The organism is Mycobacterium sp. 050134 (genome assembly GCF_036409085.1).
Taxonomy (GTDB): Bacteria; Actinomycetota; Actinomycetes; order Mycobacteriales; family Mycobacteriaceae; genus Mycobacterium.
The window spans coordinates 158315-177337 of record NZ_JAZGLV010000007.1; the positions used below are offsets into that span (position 1 = coordinate 158315).

The window sequence follows — 19023 nt, forward strand, 5'->3', positions numbered from 1 at the left end:
CGTCATCCCGACAGGTTGAAGTTGCCGGACTGGCCGTAGACGGACAGCGAAATCATCAGGCAGACAAACGCCGTGATGATCATCGATGTCCGCACCGAGCGGCCCACGGCCTCCCCCACCCCGGCGGGACCACCGGTCGCGTTGAAGCCGTAGTACGTGTGCACGACCATCACGCCCGTCGCCATGCTCAGCGCAGCCACGAACGACCACAGCAGGTCGTTGGGTCGCAGGAATGTGGAGAAGTAGTGCTCGTAGACGCCGCGGGACTGCCCGTACACGTAGATCGTGAGTGACTTCGCCGCAATGAACGACATCAGCACCGCAACGGCGTACAGCGGGATCACGACGAGGACCCCGGCGATGATCCGCGTCGACGCCAGGTAGGTGATCGCGCGGATGCCCATGACCTCGAGCGCGTCGATCTCCTCGTTGATCCGCATCGCGCCCAGCTGGGCGGTCGCGCCAGCGCCGATCGTGGCCGACAGGGCCAGGCCGGCCGTGCAGGGCGCGATCATCCGGACGTTCAGGAATGCCGACAGGAAACCCGTCAGGGCCTCGACACCGATGTTGGACAAGGTGTCGTAGCCCTGCACAGCGACCAGCGCGCCGGTGGTCAGCGTCAGGAAGCCGATGATGCCGACGGTGCCGCCGATCACCGCCAGCGCGCCGGTGCCCATCCCCATCTCGGCGATCAGCCGCAACAGTTCGTTGGGATAGCGCCTTATCGCGTCCCCGATGTTGGCCAGGGACCGGCCGTAGAACGCGGTCTGTTCGCCCAGCTTGCGGGTGGAATCCACGAGCCGGGGGCCCAGTACGGCGAACCACGACGGCTCGCGGGCTGCGTCGCTCATTTGGCGGTCACCTTCACTCCGAGCGCGGTGCTCAAGATGTTGATGAAGAACAACGCCATGAACGAGAACACCACTGTCTCGTTCACCGCGTTGCCGACGCCGGTGGGGCCACCGCCCACCGACAGGCCCTTGTAGCAGGCGATCAGGCCCGCCGACAGCCCGAACAGGGTCGCCTTGATCAGCGAGATCACGACCTGCGGCAGGCCGGTCACCAGGGTCATCCCCGCGACGAAGGCGCCCGGGGTGACGTGCTGGACGAAGACCGCGAACACGTAGCTGCCGGCCAGGCCGGTGACGGCAACGACCGAGTACAACAGCACCGCGACGAAGATCGCGGCGATGATGCGGGGCACCACCAGTGCCTGGATCGGATCGACACCGATCACCTTCATCGCGTCGATCTCCTCGCGGATGGTCCGCGCGCCCAGGTCCGCGCACATCGCCGTCGACCCCGCGCCGGAGACGACCATCGCCGTGACGACGGGGCCCACCTGGGTCACCGACGCCAGGCCGGCACCGGCGCCCGAGAGGTCACCGGCGCCGATCTCGACGAGCAGGATGTTGAGGACGAAGACGATCAGCACCGTGTACGGGATCGACAGCATGATGGTCGGGAAGATCGACACCCGGGCGACGAACCAGATCTGCTCGAGGATCTCGCGCCAGGCCCACGGTTTGCGCACTACCGCGATCAGCGCTTCGGCGGTGAACAGGAAGAACTCGCCCAGCGCGTTCATGGGCTTGGCGATAGTCGTGCCGTTCACAGCGCGCGCACACCGCGACGCAAGTCCACATGCCTCAACGCGTTCCCCAATTTCGTAACACCATTAATCCGTTTGTAATTAGCTGGTCCGGAGGTGAGCAGCGCTGTTTACAAACGACCGCGGTGTCTCGTTGCGCGCATAGACCACGCGAGGAATTTATTGGCAAAACGATGCCCGGCGTCAGGGTTGCAATCACCCAGAAGAAATGTGTGCCCAGGCGCGAAGTTTGCTGCGTCGACAGTCACCCGTGCGATTGACACTCGTTGACCTGGGCGAAGTGGGATGCCGACCGGACCAAACGGCACTCCGGCCAGGGGGTGCGCGTCGCAGCCCCGGCCAGCGCGCGGGAGACTTCCCTGCGCCGGCCCGGGTCGCGCCGACCCGCAGTTCGCCAGCGCCGATGCCACGCCGCAATTCGCCGCGCCGCGGATATGTGTCACTCATCCCGAAACCTGCTCGAGTATTCGCGGCCGCCGGACCCTGATCCGGCTGTCACCGCCGCAAGCAAGAGTTCGGATTGCTCGAGCGAATTACAAGCCTTGAGTTCGGGATGAGCGCAATTCGCGGTGAATTTCAGCCGGCGTTGGTGCCGCCCTCGGCGATCCGGCGTACCGCGTCGAGGAAGACGTCGATCTCCTCGAAGGTGTTGTAGAAGGCGAACGACGGGCGAACGGTCGCCTCGAGGCCGAGGCGACGCAGGATCGGCTGGGCGCAGTGATGCCCGGCGCGCACGGCGATGCCTTCGGCGTTGAGCGCCTTGCCGACGTCCAGCGGGTCGTGGCCGGCCAGCACGAACGACAGCACGCTGGCCTTCTCGGTGGCGGTGCCCACCAGGCGCACGCCGGGAATGGCCGCCAGCCGCGGAGTCGCGTACTCGAGCAGCTCGTGCTCGTAGGCGGCGATCCGGTCGACCCCGAGTCGCTGCACGTAGCGCAGGGCCTCACCCAGCCCGACGGCGTCGGCGATGTTCCCGGTGCCGGCCTCGAACTTGCTCGGCGGCCCCTGATACAGCGACCGCTCCAGGGTGACGTCGGCGATCATGTTCCCGCCGCCCTGCCACGGCGGGGTCTCGGCCAGCGCGTCCTCGCGCCCATACAGCACGCCAATTCCGGTGGGGCCGTAGATCTTATGGCCGGAGAACACGAAGAAGTCGACGCCGAGCTCGGCGACGTTGACCGGGATGTGCTGGATCGACTGCGCGCCGTCAATCAGCACCCGCGCCCCGTAGCGGTGACCCAGCTCGACGATCTGCTCGACCGGGGTCACCGTGCCGAGCGCGTTCGAGACCTGCGTGGCGGCCACCAGCTTCGTCTTCGGCCCGAGCAGGTCCTCGAATTCCGACATCAGCAGGTTGCCGGCGTCATCGACCGGCGCCACCTTGAGCACCGCCCCCGTCTGCTGCGAAAGCAGTTGCCAGGGAACGATATTGGCGTGATGCTCCAGGTGCGTGATGAGGATTTCGTCGCCGGGCAACAGGTGCTTGCCGCCCCAGGCGTAGGCGACCAGGTTGATGGCCTCGGTGGTGCCGCGCACGAAGACGATCTCCTCGATCTTCGACGCGCCGATGAAGCGCCGCACCGTGTCGCGCGCGTCCTCGTAGGCATCGGTCGCGCGGGCGGCGAGCTCGTGCGCGGCGCGATGGATGTTGGAGTTTTCATGCGCGTAAAAGTAGGCCAGCCGGTCGATCACCGCCTGCGGCTTTTGCGTGGTGGCGGCGTTGTCGAACCAGATCAGCGGCTTCCCGTGCACGGTCTCCTTGAGGATCGGGAAGTCGGCCCGCACCGCGTTGACGTCGAACACTTCGTGCGCGTCCGGCGATTGGGGAACGGCCCCCGTCAGGAACGAGTAGTCGGACTCGTTCCCGGCCGCCGCGGTCGGCGCGACGACGGGTGCGTCGGTCCAACCCAGGTCGGCGACCGACGGCGCCAGCGGCAGCCACGACGGCACGGTGCCGCGCGGCGCGGCGGGCACGGTGTTCGGCAGGCTTTCGGCGGGCTCGGCGGACGATGGCGCCGGCAGGTAGATGTCGGTGCCCCCGACGGCCGGCACCACCCCGGGAAGGAAGTCGGACAGGCCGGCGGCCGCCAGCCCGGTCGACGTCGCGGCCGTGGTGTCCGGGACACTGCCGCGCGGGGCGATCGGCACCGTCTGCGGCGGGCTCGCGGCGGGCTCGGGGGACGTCGGCGCCGGGAGGTAGATGTCGCGGGCGCTGACCGCCGGAATCGGGGTCGGGTAGACGTCGGCGAAACCGGTCGCGGCCTGCCCGGCAGACGTGGCGGCGGTGACGTCCGGCACGCCGCCCCGCGGCGCGACGGGAGCCGTCTGCGGCGGGCTGTCGGGCCCCGGGCGGATGCTGGCCGCATACAGCTGCGTGGCCAGCGCCGCGATCTCAGCGGCGCTAATGGGCAGCTCGCTCTCGGCGTCTACCGCGCGGTACTCACTTGTACTCATGGAATTGGTCCACGGCGACGCCGTCGAGCACGGCGAGCGCGTCGTCGGTGAGCACGGCCAGCGACGTGTAGAGGGTGACCAGGTAGGTGGCGATGGCCGACTGGTTGATGCCGGTGAAGCGCACCGACAGACCCGGCGCCTGCTCGCCGACCAGGCCCGGTTGGAACAGGCCCACCACGCCCTGCCGCTCCTCGCCCGTGCGCACCAGGATGATCTTGGTCTTGCCGTCCTCCACCGGAACCTTGTCCGACGGGATCAGCGGGATGCCGCGCCAGGTGATGAACTGCGCGCCGAAGAGGCTCACCACCACCGGCGGCACGCCCCGGTAGGTGGCCTCACGGCCGAACGCGGCGATTCCCAGCGGGTGGGTGAGGAAGAAGCTCGGAGTCTTCCAGACCTTGGTGATCAGGGCGTCCAGGTCGTCGGGAGTGGGCGCGCCGGCCAGCGTCTGGATCGTCTGCTCTGGCGTCGCCTGCGCCAGCAGGCCGTACTCAGCGTTGTTGACCAGCTCGTAGTCCTGGCGCTCCTTGATGGTCTCGATGGTCAAGCGGAGCTGCTGGGCGACCTGGTCGTGCGGGCTCGAGTAGAGGTCCGACACCCGGGTGTGAATGTCGACCAGCGTCGAGATGCTGCGCAGCGTGTATTCGCGCGGGCTGGTCTCGTAGTCCACATAGGTCTCGGGCAGCGGCTCTTCGGTGCCGGCGCCGGCCTCGGATTTGATCGCGACGTTTTCCGGGTTGACCACGCGGTTCACCCGATAGATGCCCGCCTCGACCGGGACCCAGCTGAGCAGGTGCAGCAACCACCGGGGCGTGATGGTGGAGAGCTGCGGGACGGTCTTGGTCGCGTTGGCGAGCTGCCGGGCAGCAAGGTCACCAAGTGCCTGAGACTCGCTTTGAGCCGATGTCATCGGGGGGTCCTTCCTCCGTGCTTGATCCGGTATTGCAGCGGGGTTCGGCAGGCCATGATCCCCCACCGTCATCGCGTCCGCCGACGAGCCTAGGCAAGTGTAAGACCCCGGCGAACGGTTTAGAGCCGAAGTGATCCAAAGGGCAAATACGCCGATGCCCTATAGTGGGCCCCATGCAACAGGCCGTACGGGTGCGCTTTGCTCCTTCGCGCTGCATCGCGGACGCCTGTTGTTGTTGCTGTTGTTGATTTCCTGAGCCCTTCTGACGCCTCGAAATCTTCGCGCCCTTTCCGAAAAGCAGGACGACTCGTCCGCGCCGGCGGTTCAAGGTGCGCGCCGGCCCCCAAAGTCTTTGACGAAAGCACAGCAACCCCATGACCGTTCTGTCCCTATCCAGCCGCTCCTTGACCCGCGTGGCGACCCACCGGCGTGTTCTGGTCAGGCCGGCCACCCATGTCCCCCTGATGACGCGCTACCGCGGCGGCACCTATTCCCACACCGTCGACACCGTCGTCTTCGCGGACGGCAGCCGCGCGCGCACGGACCTCATCCGGCTCAATCCCAACCTGCACGCCTACTCGCTGGACTTCACCGGCATCGCACCGCGTCACCCGTCGCGCTACGCGTTGGGGAGCTGGTCGACCCTGTCCCACCTGCGGACCCGCCGCCATGAGGCCCAGGTGGACTGGATCCTGCGGCATTCCTTCCCCATGCGCCCGACCGCGGAGCTCAGCCAGCGGCTGCGTGCGGCCGGCCATCCGTTGGGGCATGGCAACATCAGCGAACACGAGGCCATCGCGGCGACCCAGGCGGCGATCTGGCATTTCACCAACGGGTTGATCCTGCACACCCGTCCCCTGAACGTCCCCGTGGCGGTGCGGCGGAGACCCGACTCGATCACTTTCGAGTTCGACGGCGAACCGCAACTCGGCGGCTACGCGGTGTGGACCGAGTCCGACGCATCGATCGGCATGAAGCTGCAGAAATCGGCCAATGGTATTGGCTGGCAGGATGTTTCGGGATCACAGCTGGCTGCGGACGCCGGCCGCGGCCACTACCGACGACCGCTCGGAGTGGGCAGCACCGTCTCAGCCAGTCGGCACGGCCGCGCCGGGCGTGGCTACCGGTTCTACCGGCTGGTCACCACGACGGGCTACGAGACCGCCGCCGTCGGCCATGTCGACTTCTGGCTGACCGGTTCGCGCCACTACCGCAACCCCGACCGGGTCGTGCACCTCTACAATTACTTATTGAGCGGGGCATGCAACGCTCGAGAGAACACTGAGGAACTGCGACTAGTCGATGACCAAGCAAGCGCCGAAGCCGAACTCATAGGACCGTTCCAAGTGCCAATCCCATTGACGCTCAGCGTCTCTGCCGGACACACACTCGTCGATGCCGACGGCGTGCCCGTCGTCGGCCTCGTCGAACCGGGCACGGGCTTTTACCTTCGCCCCGCGCCGGGCACGTCGGCGACAACACTCACCGCGACGCCGCCGCACCATCTCACCGGCCACGTGCTGACGGGGGTCGCATCGGACGGGTCTGCGCAACGACTGACGCCGATCGCGCTCACCGTTCCCGCCAACGTCGCCGTCGAATTCGACATCACCTGGCAGCCCGACGAATCCTGTTCCGACCTCGCCTAAGGGAAGCTCATGAGCATCGCTGACAACGTCACACAATTGATCGGCAATACGCCGCTGGTCCGGCTGAACCGGGTTACCGAGGGCGCCGTCGCCGACGTCGTTGCCAAGCTGGAGTTCTTCAACCCGGCGAACAGCGTGAAGGACCGCATCGGGGTAGCCATGATCGACGCCGCCGAGGAGGCGGGCCTGATTAAGCCGGACACCATCATCCTCGAGCCGACCAGTGGGAACACCGGCATCGCGCTGGCGATGGTGTGCGCCGCGCGGGGTTACCGGTGCACGTTGACCATGCCCGACACGATGAGCACCGAGCGTCGGATGCTGTTGCGCGCCTTCGGCGCCGAGCTGGTCCTGACGCCTGGCGCCGAGGGCATGGCCGGCGCGATCGCCAAGGCGGAGGAGCTGGCCAAGAGCGACCAACGCTATTTCGTCCCTCAGCAATTCGAGAACCCGGCGAACCCGGCGATCCACCGCAAGACCACCGCGGAGGAGGTGTGGAAGGACACCGACGGGAAGATCGACTTCTTCGTCGCCGGGGTCGGCACCGGGGGCACGATCAGCGGTGTCGGCGAGGTGATCAAGGAGCGCAAGCCGTCGGTGCGGTTCGTGGCCGTCGAGCCCGCCGCCTCACCGGTGCTGTCCGGGGGCCAGAAGGGGCCGCACCCCATCCAGGGCATTGGCGCCGGGTTCGTGCCACCCGTGCTGGATCTCGACGTGGTCGACGAGGTGATCGCCGTCGGCAACGAGGACTCGTTCACCATGGCCCGGCGACTGGCGCGGGAGGAAGGCCTGCTCGTCGGCATCTCGTCGGGTGCCGCGGTCGTGGCCGCGTTGGAGGTGGCCCGCCGCCCGGAGAATGCCGGCAAGCTCGTCGTCGTCGTGCTCCCCAGCTTCGGTGAGCGGTACCTGAGCACGCCCCTCTTCGCCGACCTGGCCGACTAGCCATGCTCACGGCCATACGGCAAGACATCCGGGCGGCCAAGCACCGGGATCCGGCCAAACCCACCACCCTGGAGGTGGTGTTCGCGTACCCGGGTGTGCACGCGATCTGGGGTCACCGGATCAGCCACTGGCTGTGGGGCCGCGGTTTCCGGGTCGCCGCGCGCACGCTGGCGGAAATCACCCGCGTCCTGACCGGCGTCGACATCCACCCCGGCGCGGTCCTCGGCCCCGGGCTCTTCATCGACCACGCGACCGGCGTGGTGATCGGGGAGACCGCCGAGGTGGGCGAGGACGTGACGATCTATCACGGCGTGACCCTCGGCGGCAGCGGCGGAGAAACGGGGAAGCGCCATCCGACGATCGGTGACCGGGTGATCGTCGGTGCCGGCGCGAAGGTCCTCGGGGCGATCAAGGTCGGCGACGACAGCCGGATCGGCGCCAACGCCGTGGTGATCAAGGAAGTGCCGTCCAGCGCGGTGGTCGTGGGGGTGCCCGGGCAGGTCATCAGTCGCCACGGGCGCAGCAGCCCGGACGACTCGATGATGCCCGACCTCGTCGGCGTGAGCCTGCAATCCCTGTTGACCCGGGTGTCCGATCTGGAAGCCAAGACCGACGGTCAGCAACAGACCGGTCGTGTCATCCGGCCGCCCGAAGCCGGGGTCTGGCACGGCGAGGACTTCTCGATCTAAGTAACCTCTGATGGCTTCTAACCGACGCTCTGCACCGGTCCGCGACGCGAAGGCCGTTGATTGAGCAACCTGGCGATCGCCGTAACGGCAATAATCGCAGCGTTGGCGACCGCCGCCGTGATCGGTGCGGTGGTCAACCGACGATCGGGCGTGTTGCGGGAAGCTCGCCCGGAGCCGAATCAGGACACCTCAGGGCTCGGGTTGTCGCAGACGGGGCCAACGATCGTGCACTTCAGCGCCGTGTGGTGCGGCCCGTGCGCGGCGGTGCGCCGCGTGGTCGACCAAGTGTGCGCCGATCTCCCCGGTGTGTCCCACGTGGAGATCGACATCGACGCCAATCCCGCGGCCGCCAAGCAACTCTCCGTGTTGTCGCTGCCCACCACGTTCATCTTCGATACCGAGGGTCGGCAGCGCTACCGCAGTTCCGGGGTGCCAAAGGTTGCGGACTTACGGGAATCGTTACGGCCCCTGCTGGCTTGAGCGGAGGCAGGGCTCCGTCGCCCCGCAACCGCCGGGTGAACGCGCAGCGAGGGCCGCGGGTTCAGTCAAAACCCCCGACAATCTAACCGGCCGCCGTCGGGGTGCACAGGTTTAAATCGCTTGTGAGCCAAACGCTCTGGATTCAGCGGTTGCCTGACGTTCCTGCCGTAGAGTGGCGTCATGCAACAGGCCGAACAACTGCGTTTCGCGCTTTCGCGCCGCGTCCCGCGCTGTTGTTGATTCCCGACCATAGCCGTATGCATTGCGCAGCGACCGTCTTGCGGCAAGTCCGGCATCGGTTAAACCCCACCCAAACCTGCGATTTCAGACCAGGAGGTCGACGCCATGATTGAAGGTCTCACAAGTCGGGCACCGCTTCGGCGCGAGCCCCGAGAAACCAGACGGGTGCTCGATACCGCGGTCGGGATACTCGTCGGATGGCGCCGGTGCAGCACCGACGCCGCCTTCCAGGAGCTGATCGCGGCCAGCGAACGGCACCGCGTGGGTGCGTTCGCGATGGCTTCGAGTCTGGTAACCCTGGCCAGTGGAGGCGCCGTTTCCGCGGCCGCGGGTGGCGATGCCCAGCTGGCCGCCGAGCGAGAATGGGGTCTGAATGTCCCGCTGTAGGACGGTTCTGGCTCGATCGGGCCTGGGCCGGGCCTCGATCGGGCGTTGACGGGCGCGGAGCGCGGATCCGCCGCGCGAGAAGGTCCATCCCGAAGCCGAGCATTGCGATCACGATCACCGCTACCCGGCCAGCCGCCCCCGGCAGCTCAGCGCGGGTGGTCGGATCGAAAATGCAGCGCTCGGTGGCGCCGATCAGGCTGGCCGCCGAGCTCATGCAGCGCGCCGCCGGCCATTGAGCTCGGCAAAGTAATTCTCACGCTGAGCTTAACCCGTCGGCGGAATGCGTTGTGACGCTGCGCGTTGCACAGTGGGTAAAACCTTCATTTGAAAGGCGGCCCGATGTCCGCACCCCGCGGAGGCCCCTCATGACGCAGCTGCACCTGGCGGTGGGGCTGGACGGTTACGGCTGGCACCCGCACGCGTGGCGACATGCGTTCGCGCGCAACGCGACCGATGGCGGGCAGCTCAGCGGTCGATACTGGGCGGCGCTGGCCGGGACGGCCGAGCGCGGCTCGCTGGATTTCCTCACCATCGACGACAGCCTCAGCGCCCAGCCGGGCCGGCGGGCCGACATCTCGCCGCGCCGGCTGGCGGGCCGCGCCGACGCCGTCCTGGTGGCCGCCCGCATCGCGCCGGTCACCCAGCACATCGGCCTGGTTCCGGTCGCGACGGTGACCCACACCGAACCGTTCCACGTCTCGAAATCCATTGCCACGCTCGACTATGTCTCGCACGGTCGGGCCGGCTGGCAGGCACGGGTGAGCGCCACCGCGCACGAGGCGGCCCTGTTCGGTCGGCGCCCCGCCCCGGACGTCGACGAGTCGTTCGACGAGGCCGCCGACGCCGTGGAGGTGGTGCGGCTGCTCTGGGACAGCTGGGAGGACGACGCGATCATCCGCGACGTAGCCACCGGACGCTACGTCGACCGCGACAAGCTGCACTACGTCGACTTCGCCGGCAAGTACTTCTCGGTCAAGGGCCCGTCGATCACCCCCCGGCCGCCGCAGGGGCAGCCGGTCGTCGCCGCGCTGGCCCACGCGCCGCGCATCTACGAATTCGCCGCCGGCAGCGCCGACGTCGTGTTCATCACCCCGCACGACGAGGAGTCGCTGCGCGCGATCCTGGGCGAGGTTGCCAAGGCCCGGCGCGCCGCCGGCCGCGACCTGTTGGTGTACGCGGACCTGGTCGTCTCACTCGCCCAGGACCCACTGGCACCGGCGGCCGAGATCTCCTCCGACGCGCACGTATTCACGGGCAGCGCAGACGATTTGGCGGATCTCGTGTTGGCATGGCACGACGTGGGCGTGGACGGGTTGCGGCTGCGGCCCGCGGTCCACGCGATCGACCTGCCCGCGATCGTGGACGACCTGGTGCCGTTGCTGCGGCGCGCCGGCCGGTTCCGCACCGGCTACCGCAAGGGTGAGACGCTGCGCGAGCGGCTCGGGCTGGCCCCCGCCCCCAACCGCCTGGCGGTGCCGTCATGACCGTCACTCCCCTGTCGATCCTCGACCTCGCGCCCGTCAGCGCCGGCTGCGATGCCACGACCGCGCTGCGCCACACGATCGACCTCGCCCAGCACGCCGAGCGGTGGGGCTACAAGCGGTACTGGCTGGCCGAACACCACTTCGTGGCGGTCGCCAGCTCGCAGCCCGCGCTGCTGATTGGCCGGATCGCCGCGGCCACCGACCATATCCGCGTCGGGTCGGCGGCCGTGCAGATCGGCCACAGCACGGCGATCGCCGTGGTGGAGAGCTTCGGCATCCTCGACGCACTGCATCCCGGCCGCATCGACATGGGCCTGGGCCGATCCGGGCAGCGCCGCAAAGAGGCCGCCACGTCACAGCCCAAGCCGCCGGCCGAACCACAGCCGTGGCGCGACGTGGATGGCGTCGTAGTCCCGGCGCCCTTCGACCCGACGGCGCTGATGAGAAGTGGCCGGATCCGCGCGCAGAGCGCCGCACTCGCCCAACCCGGGGCGGTGCCCGAAGACTTCGGGCGGCAGGTCGCCGACATCGAGGCGCTGCTCGACGGCACCTACACCGTTGACGGCCACCGGCTGCACGCCGTCCCGGGCGAGCACGCCGACCTGACGCCGTGGATCTTCGGCAGCACCAGGGGACAGAGCGCGGAGGTCGCCGGTGGGCGCGGGCTCCCGTTTGTCGCGAGTTACCACATCACGCCCGCCACCGCGCTCGACGCGATCGCCGCCTACCGCGACGCATTCCGGCCGTCGGCCCGGCTGCAACGCCCGTACGTGGTGGTCTCGGCCGACGTCGTGGTCGCCGCGGACAGCGCCACCGCGCGCCACCTCGCGTCCGGCTACGGGCGCTGGGTGTACTCGATCCGCAGCGGCGAAGGCGCCGTCCCCTACCCGGATCCCGACCTCTGCGATCCACTGCCCGACGACCAGCTGGCGTTGGTAAGCGACCGGATCGCAACGCAATTCGTCGGCGACGCCGACGAGGTCGCCGAGCGCCTGGAGACGCTGCGCCGCGTGACCGAGGCCGACGAACTGGTGATCACCTCGGTGACGCACCGGCACGCCGACAGGTTGCGCTCCCACGAACTGATCGCCAAGCGATGGGGACTGACCGGATGAGCGTTCGGCGCGGGATTGCCCGCAAACAAGTGATCCTCGGGGCCCACTTCCCCGGGGTGAACAACACGACGGTGTGGTCGGACGCGAGCGCGGGCAGCCAGATCGAGTTCGAATCGTTTGTGCACCTTGCCCAAACGGCCGAACGGGGCCTGTTCGACTTCTTCTTCCTGGCCGAGGGCCTGCGGCTGCGCGAGCACCGCGGCAAGATTCACGACCTGGACGTGGTCGGCAGGCCCGACACGTTCACGGTGCTGGCCGCGCTCGCCGCGGTCACCGAGCGACTGGGCCTGGCCGGCACCATCAACACCACGTTCAACGAACCCTACGAAGTGGCAAGGCAATTCGCGACCCTCGATCACCTCTCCGACGGACGCGCGGCCTGGAACATGGTCACCTCCTCCGACGCCTTCACCGGGGAGAACTTCCGCCGCGGCGGATTCCTCGACCACGCCGACCGGTACACGCGGGCCGAGGAATTCCTCACCGTCGCGCGGCGGTTCTGGGACAGCTGGGCGACCGACGCCGTCGTCGCCGACGTGCGCGCGGGCGAGTACGTCGATCCGAGCCGGATCCGCGCCGTCGAGCATCACGGAAGACAGTTCGACGTCCGCGGCGTCGCCTCGCTGCCCGCCGGGCCGCAGGGCCACCCGGTGCTGCTACAGGCCGGCGACTCCGGCGACGGCCGCGACTTCGGCGCCAGGCACGCCGACGCCCTGTTCACGCTGCACGGCTCCCTCGAGGCGGGTCAGCGCTACTACGCCGACGTGAAGGGCCGCGCCGCCGCCTACGGGCGCGACCCCGACCAGCTCAAGGTGCTTCCCGGCGCGACCTTCGCGCTGGGTGACACGCCCGAGGAGGCCCTGGACAACGCCCGCCACATCCGCGAGCAGCAGGTCAGCGGTCCGACGGCGATCGCATTCCTCGAACAGGTATGGGGCACCGACCTGTCCGCCTACGACCCCGACGGGCCGCTCCCGGAGTTCGAGCCCGTCGAGAACCCGAACATCACCCGCGGCCGTGTCCGGCACGGCGACCCGAAGACCATCGCCGAAGAGTGGCGGGCCCGCGCGCAAGCCGAGAACCTGTCGATCCGCGAGCTGATCATCGAGGTGACGAGCCGCCAGCAGTTCGTGGGGACCCCGGCCCAGGTCGCCGAGGAGATCGACCGTTACGTGCAGTCGGAGGCCTGCGACGGCTTCATCCTGGTGCCACACCTGACCCCGCATGGCCTCGACGAGTTCGTCGACAAGGTGGTCCCGCTCCTGCAGGAGCACGGCGCCTTTCGCACCGAATACCGTGGTCACACCCTGCGCGAGCACCTGGGCCTGGCACCGGTGCCCGGGTGGGACGAGAGCCACCGGGACGCCGCCGCCAACGGCTAGCGCCGGCGGCTTCAAACGCTCTTCAAGATGCGTTCACGTCGATCGGCGCTAACGTGGGGGTGACCGGACCGGCGACCGCCACACGGAGGTTCTCGATGAGTGATCCCCATGCGCCCAAGATCCCGGCGGCGCTGTCCTCGCCGAGTCTGAACCGTGGGGTCGGCTTCACCCACGAGCAGCGGCGCCGGCTGGGGCTGACCGGCCGGCTCCCACCGGCGGTGCTCACCCTCGACGAGCAGGCCGACCGCGTGTGGCGCCAATTGCAGAGCCTTGCAACGGATCTGGGTCGCAACCTGCTGCTGGAGCAGCTGCACTACCGCCATGAGCTGCTCTACTACAAGGTGCTTGAAGACCACCTGCCCGAGCTGATGCCGGTCGTCTACACCCCCACCGTCGGCGAGGCCATCCAGCGGTTCTCCGACGAATACCGCGGTCAGCGTGGTCTTTTCCTCAGCATCGACGAGCCCGACGAGATCGAGGACGCGTTCGCCACCTTCGGGCTGGAACCCGACGACGTCGACCTCATCGTGTGCACCGACGCCGAGGCGATCCTCGGGATCGGCGACTGGGGGGTCGGCGGGATCCAGATCGCGGTGGGCAAGCTGTCGCTCTACACCGCCGGCGGCGGTATCGACCCGCGCCGCTGCATCGCGGTCTCGCTGGACGTCGGCACCGACAACGAACAGCTACTGCAGGACCCGTTTTATCTGGGCAACCGCCATGCCCGGCGCCGCGGCGCCGAGTACGACGCGTTCGTCGACCGCTACATCGAAACGGCGCACCGGCTGTTCCCACGCGCGATCCTGCACTTCGAGGACTTCGGCCCGCTCAACGCCCGCAAGATCCTGCACACCTACGGCGACCGCTACTGCGTGTTCAACGACGACGTCCAGGGTACCGGCGCGGTGGTGGTCGCGGCGGTCTACGGCGGATGCCACATCACCGGAGTGCCGCTGCGCGAACAGAAGACGGTGGTGTTCGGGGCCGGGACCGCCGGCATCGGGGTCGCCGACCAGATCCGCGACGCGATGATCGCCGACGGCGCCACCTACGAGCAGGCCACGTCCCAGATCTGGCCGATCGACAAGCAGGGCCTGCTATTCGACGACATGGACGACCTGCGCGATTTCCAGGTGCCCTACGCCAAGAACCGCCAGCAGCTGGGCATCGCCGCCGACCAGCGGGTCGGCCTGGTCGACACCATCAAGCTGGCCTCGCCCACGATCCTGCTCGGCTGCTCCACCGTGTTCGGGGCCTTCACCGAGAAGGTGGTCGAGGCCATGACGGCGTCGTGCGAGCGGCCGATGATCTTTCCGCTGTCCAACCCCACCTCGCGCATGGAAGCCATGCCCGCTGACGTGCTGGAATGGTCCAACGGCGCGGCGCTACTCACCACCGGCACGCCGGTCGCGCCCGTCGACTACGGCGGCACCACCTACACCATCGGCCAGGCCAACAACGTGCTGGTGTTCCCCGGGATCGGGCTCGGAATCATCGTGGCCGGGGCCAGGCTGGTGACCAAGGGCATGCTGCAGGCCGCGGCCAAAGCCGTTGTGCTGCAGGCCAGTCCGAAGAACCCCGGGGATTCCCTGCTGCCCGACGTGCAGAACCTGCAGGGCATCTCGAGCGCGGTCGCCGAGGCCGTCTACCGCGCCGCCGTCGACGACGGCGTGGCCACCAAGACGCACCACGACGTCCGGCGCGCGGTGCTCGACGCCATGTGGCGACCCGTGTACGACTGATCGACGCCTACCGCCGAGGTTGCGGCGGGGGTGGTGCTTCGCCGCGGATCGCGACCACCGGGGCAATATCGCGTCAGACAACGTCACGTCGAAGTCGACCGCGAGTTGTACCATGTCGCATGCGCGTCACGATTGTGGGTGGTGGAGCGGCGGGCGTGCTGGTCGCGGTGCATCTCCGCCGGAGCAAGCCCGACGCGCAGATCACGCTGATCGACGCGTCCGGTCGCCCCGGGACGGGTGCGGCGTATGGCACCAATGACCCGAGCCACTTGTTGAACGTTCCGGCGGAGCGCATGTCCGCGTGGCCGGACGATCCCGACCATTTCTGCCGGTGGCTCGACCAACGGGCGGTCACGACGGCCGAGAGCTTCGCCCCGCGTCTTGCTTACGGGCGCTACCTGCAGGAACAGCTCGCGGGCGCCGAGGTGCGGATCGAGACGGCCGAGGTCGTGAACTTGGTCCCGGGCGTGCCGGTGCGCGCGGTGTTGAACGATGGACGTTCGTTGTCGGCCGACGCCGTTGTGCTCGCGCCCGGGCGGCCGGACGGCGGCATGCCCGACTCATTGGAACGTGCCTTCGCTCCCGTGCTGGCATCGGGCACCCAAGGCACCCAAGGCAAGGTGGTGGTGGATCCATGGGCGTCCGGCGCACTCGCGGCCCTTGGAGCGCGGCGGCCCTCGAACGTCTTGGTGGTCGGTTCGGGGCTCACCGGGGTCGATGTCGCGCTACACCTGATGGCGCGCGGCGCCGGCGTCACACTGCTGTCGCGTCACGGCGAGCTCCCGCGCCGGTTCCGCGCCACCGGTGCGCCCGCCGAGTTGCCCAGCGTCGACGCGCTCGCTTCCGAGGTCTCGCTCGAGCAACTGCGAACGGCGCTCGCCGCGGACCTGGCCTACGCCCGTCAATCCGGTTCCGACTGGCGGCAAGTGATCGACGCGTTGCGACCGCGGACGGCCCGGTTGTGGCGCTCATTGAGCTGGGAGGACCAGCGCCGATTCCTGCGTGAAGACCTGCGGCAGTGGGAAATTCGTCGCCACCGCATGCCGCCTACGATCGCGGACGCCATCTATGCCGCGATCGACAAGGGCCAGCTGGTCGTCGAGGCGGGTGAGGTCGCCGATGTCTCGTTGCGCGGCAACGGCGTTGAGCTTGTGGTGACAACGGGCGAACGATCGGTCCGTCGACGCGGCGACGCGGTCGTCGTCGCGACCGGCGCCGCATGGGACCGGCGGTCCTTGCAACGCGCCCCGCTGTGGGCAAACCTGTTGGCCTCCGGTATCGCGTCGATGCACCCCTGCGGCATCGGCGTGCGACTCGATGCGGACGGCTATCTCATCGACGCGGCCGGCGCCACGGTCCCGGGGATCGCGTGTATCGGCTCGATCCGCCAGGGTGAGCTCTGGGAAACCACCGCGATTCCCGAAATCCGTGCCCAGGCGGCCGGGATCGCCGGACAGCTCGCCGACGACACGCTCGGCCGTCCCGTCGCGGCGGCGCCCAGCCTCATCGTGGCCGCGCCGGAATTGCGCGGCGCGGCAGCGTCATACGCCGAAGGGGTGCGCCGGCTGTTGGCCGTCCAGGACGGCGCTTCGGTTGCCTTCGCTGCCGCGGTTGCGGAGGATCCACACCACGCGCGTGCGCACGTCGCGCTCGCGATGATTGCCACCGAGCGGCCCGACCGCGCGGGCGGCCCCGACGCGGTCACCGGCCACCTCGCCCGAGCGCGCGCGGCACTCGCGCGTGCCAGCGACGAAGACCGAAGCCACGTCGAGGCCATCGCCACCTGGTGCGAAAAGGGAAACGCCGCAGGCACCGACGCTCTGATCGACCACTTGGAACGGGTACCCGATGACGCGGTCGCATTGCTTGTGCTCGCGCCGTCGATCGCGTTCGCGGGGGCCGGCGACGCCTTGCCGGACGCCTGGCGTTACGTCGAGCAATTCACCAGCGTGCACGGCGAGGCGCCCTGGTATCTCGGTTTGCGCGCCTACGGCCGCACGGAACAGGGTCTCTGGTACGACGCGGCCGACCTGGCCGACGCGGCACTCGAACTCGATCCGAGAAACGGCAACGCGGCGCATGCGCTGTCACACGTGCACTACGAGACCGACGCGCACGGGGCCGGGCTGAAATGGCTGGTGGACTGGATCGCCGGCGACGGCAGCACCCAGCGTTACCTCCCGCACTTTCAGTGGCACGCCGCGCTGCACGAGCTCGCACTGGGGGACGCAGCCTCCGCTGCGCGTCGGTACGCCGCGTGTCTTGCGCCGCCCCACTCGAAAGACGTGCGATGTCTTGTCGACGCCGGTTCGCTTGCGTGGCGGGCGCGTCTGCATCCGGACTGGATCACCCCGCCCGACCCCATGCGGGTGATCGCCGAGGTCGGCCCCCTTGCGTACGCACCCCAAACGCCGTTCATCGCGTTCCACGCCCTGCTCGTGCTGGCCGCCGCGAATGATCCCGCCGCGATCCGGGCGATCGACGTTCCGGGCGCAACCGACGAACAGGCAACCACGCTGCGTCTCATCGGCGAAGGGCTCATTGCGCTGACCGAGGGCCGGCCGCGACACGCGCTCGACTATCTGCTCGAATCGCTTGCCGGGCTTCCGTCGATCGGCGGGAGTCGTGTGCAGCAAGAGGTGGTGCTCGAATCGGCGTTGGCCGCGATGCTCCAGCTCGGTGCGCCCGGCCAGGCGGCGCGCCTCCTGTCGCGACATCGCGGGATGCGCGGCCCGCAAGTGACGCGCGGCACCGTCAACTGATCGCGGCGGCTCCGTCTTGCCACTTGGGGCGACCGCCGCGGCAATCTTGGCCGCAAGCGCCTGCGGAACAAGCGGAACCACCCGACGCGCTCCCCCGCCTGGACTCGAACCAGGCGACAGCAAATTTTGCTAGGAATCCACGGACCTCGCCAGACTCCGCGCGAAATGCCGTCTGATGCAAATGTTGTGCAAAATCATGCGGGAAGGGCGGGCCCTGGGACATGGCACAAGGCAAGCGCGGCGAACCGCAACTGCAGACGTTCGGGCGCATCCGGCAAGAGCGGTCGGGACGATGGGCCGCCAGCTACCTTCACGACGTGCTCCATCGCATCTCAGCGGCGTACACCCGTCAGCTTTCCCGTTCGATCAGCAGCTCAGAGCCGCCCACACGACAAGCGGTATGCGCTGGGTGTCGTGGGCGCTTGCTCCCTCCTGCTAACTCAGATGCGGTACGAACACGAAAATTGCTTCCAGGACACTTTACCTGCAGCACCGTCAGCACACCGTGATGACTTAAAAACATGAGAATATCAGGGCGCTTCGGACGAAGAGGTATTCGAAAGATCTAATCCCTGAGAAGCAAGCGGCCTGTCTTCGCCTGCCATCGCTTAAAATAGCCCGAAATCTGGAGCTGGCGGAAGTTATATCAGAAGTGGAAGCGCGGAATAGAGTCTCGATAGAGTTCGGCCGCCTGGCCCTGCACTCCGAAATCTTCACACAATACATGCCGAACAGCGGCGGCAAGGTCGTGGCCGTTGCAACTATCGTAATATGGCGAAATTTCGTGCGCTCTCGCTTCGAATTCAGTCAAGCTAATAGGACAGTCATGCGAATTCGAATGCATCGTCCAAATCAGCCTCGAGACGTCGACCGTCGCAGTATTCGTCGTGCGATACTTATGATGGTGCACATTGGATGTGCCTACGGTACATGCAAGACCAACCGGAACTCGTCGAATCCTTCCGAGTGATTCAGCGATAACCACAGAGCATTCCATAACCAACGAGGCCATGGGACAAGTCCAGCAAATCACCCATACGGCCCAACAATACCAAGGCACACCCCCCACGGACGCCCCCGACACCAGCGCCGACACCACCGACGCGTCGGCCGGCGCCCCCCGACGGCCAACGCGCACCGATCGAACAAACCGCCCCCGGTACCCGGCCCTCGCC

The 19023-nt window shown here is 68.0% G+C and carries 14 protein-coding genes; 10 read left to right on the forward strand and 4 right to left on the reverse strand.

Features of this window, described 5'->3' with window-relative positions:
* Window positions 1–2 precede the first annotated feature (2 nt).
* From SKC42_RS10370 to SKC42_RS10385, 4 genes are all read right to left on the reverse strand, one after another.
* A complete protein-coding gene (locus SKC42_RS10370; protein WP_330964216.1) occupies window positions 3–851 on the reverse strand; it encodes an MlaE family ABC transporter permease in 849 nt (282 codons plus the stop codon).
* The gene (locus SKC42_RS10375; RefSeq protein WP_330964217.1) at window positions 848–1615 is read right to left on the reverse strand and encodes an MlaE family ABC transporter permease; all 768 of its coding nucleotides are present in this window, start codon (window positions 1613–1615) and stop codon (window positions 848–850) included. Before SKC42_RS10375 ends, SKC42_RS10370 begins: the two co-directional genes overlap by 4 nt.
* Window positions 1616–2188: 573 nt before the next feature.
* Window positions 2189–4066: a family 2A encapsulin nanocompartment cargo protein cysteine desulfurase gene (locus tag SKC42_RS10380; RefSeq protein WP_330964218.1), complete on the reverse strand. Its 1878-nt coding sequence runs from the start codon at window positions 4064–4066 to the stop codon at window positions 2189–2191.
* On the reverse strand, window positions 4053–4976 hold the full coding sequence (locus SKC42_RS10385; RefSeq protein WP_330964219.1) for a family 2A encapsulin nanocompartment shell protein: 924 nt from the start codon (window positions 4974–4976) through the stop codon (window positions 4053–4055). The genes SKC42_RS10380 and SKC42_RS10385 overlap by 14 nt, the downstream gene beginning before the upstream one ends.
* Window positions 4977–5350: 374 nt before the next feature.
* On the opposite strand from SKC42_RS10385, the gene SKC42_RS10390 reads away from it, so the two are divergent.
* The 10 genes from SKC42_RS10390 (at window position 5351) to SKC42_RS10435 (ending at window position 17848) form a co-directional block, all read left to right on the forward strand.
* Window positions 5351–6625, forward strand: coding sequence for a thioester domain-containing protein (locus SKC42_RS10390; protein ID WP_330964220.1), 1275 nt, complete (start codon window positions 5351–5353; stop codon window positions 6623–6625).
* 9 nt (window positions 6626–6634) lie between these two features.
* Window positions 6635–7567: a cysteine synthase A gene (gene cysK, locus SKC42_RS10395; protein ID WP_330964221.1), complete on the forward strand. Its 933-nt coding sequence runs from the start codon at window positions 6635–6637 to the stop codon at window positions 7565–7567.
* Window positions 7568–7569: 2 nt separating this feature from the next.
* Entirely contained in the window at window positions 7570–8256 is a 687-nt protein-coding gene (gene cysE / locus SKC42_RS10400) for a serine O-acetyltransferase (protein ID WP_330964222.1), read from the forward strand.
* Window positions 8257–8316: 60 nt separating this feature from the next.
* On the forward strand, window positions 8317–8736 hold the full coding sequence (locus tag SKC42_RS10405) for a thioredoxin family protein (RefSeq protein WP_330964223.1): 420 nt from the start codon (window positions 8317–8319) through the stop codon (window positions 8734–8736).
* Between the two features lie 345 nt (window positions 8737–9081).
* The gene (locus tag SKC42_RS10410) at window positions 9082–9363 is read left to right on the forward strand and encodes an ANTAR domain-containing protein (RefSeq protein WP_330964224.1); all 282 of its coding nucleotides are present in this window, start codon (window positions 9082–9084) and stop codon (window positions 9361–9363) included.
* A 365-nt stretch (window positions 9364–9728) separates the two neighbouring features.
* On the forward strand, window positions 9729–10847 hold the full coding sequence (locus SKC42_RS10415) for an LLM class flavin-dependent oxidoreductase (protein ID WP_330964225.1): 1119 nt from the start codon (window positions 9729–9731) through the stop codon (window positions 10845–10847).
* A complete protein-coding gene (locus SKC42_RS10420) occupies window positions 10844–11962 on the forward strand; it encodes an LLM class flavin-dependent oxidoreductase (RefSeq protein ID WP_330964226.1) in 1119 nt (372 codons plus the stop codon). The genes SKC42_RS10415 and SKC42_RS10420 overlap by 4 nt, the downstream gene beginning before the upstream one ends.
* Window positions 11944–13344 (forward strand): NtaA/DmoA family FMN-dependent monooxygenase, encoded by a 1401-nt coding sequence (locus tag SKC42_RS10425; protein ID WP_442932085.1) that lies wholly within the window; start codon window positions 11944–11946, stop codon window positions 13342–13344. The genes SKC42_RS10420 and SKC42_RS10425 overlap by 19 nt, the downstream gene beginning before the upstream one ends.
* Window positions 13345–13439: 95 nt before the next feature.
* A complete protein-coding gene (locus SKC42_RS10430; protein ID WP_330964228.1) occupies window positions 13440–15086 on the forward strand; it encodes an NAD-dependent malic enzyme in 1647 nt (548 codons plus the stop codon).
* Window positions 15087–15205: 119 nt separating this feature from the next.
* A complete protein-coding gene (locus SKC42_RS10435) occupies window positions 15206–17848 on the forward strand; it encodes an FAD/NAD(P)-binding protein (protein ID WP_330964229.1) in 2643 nt (880 codons plus the stop codon).
* The last annotated feature ends 1175 nt before the right edge of the window (window positions 17849–19023 follow it).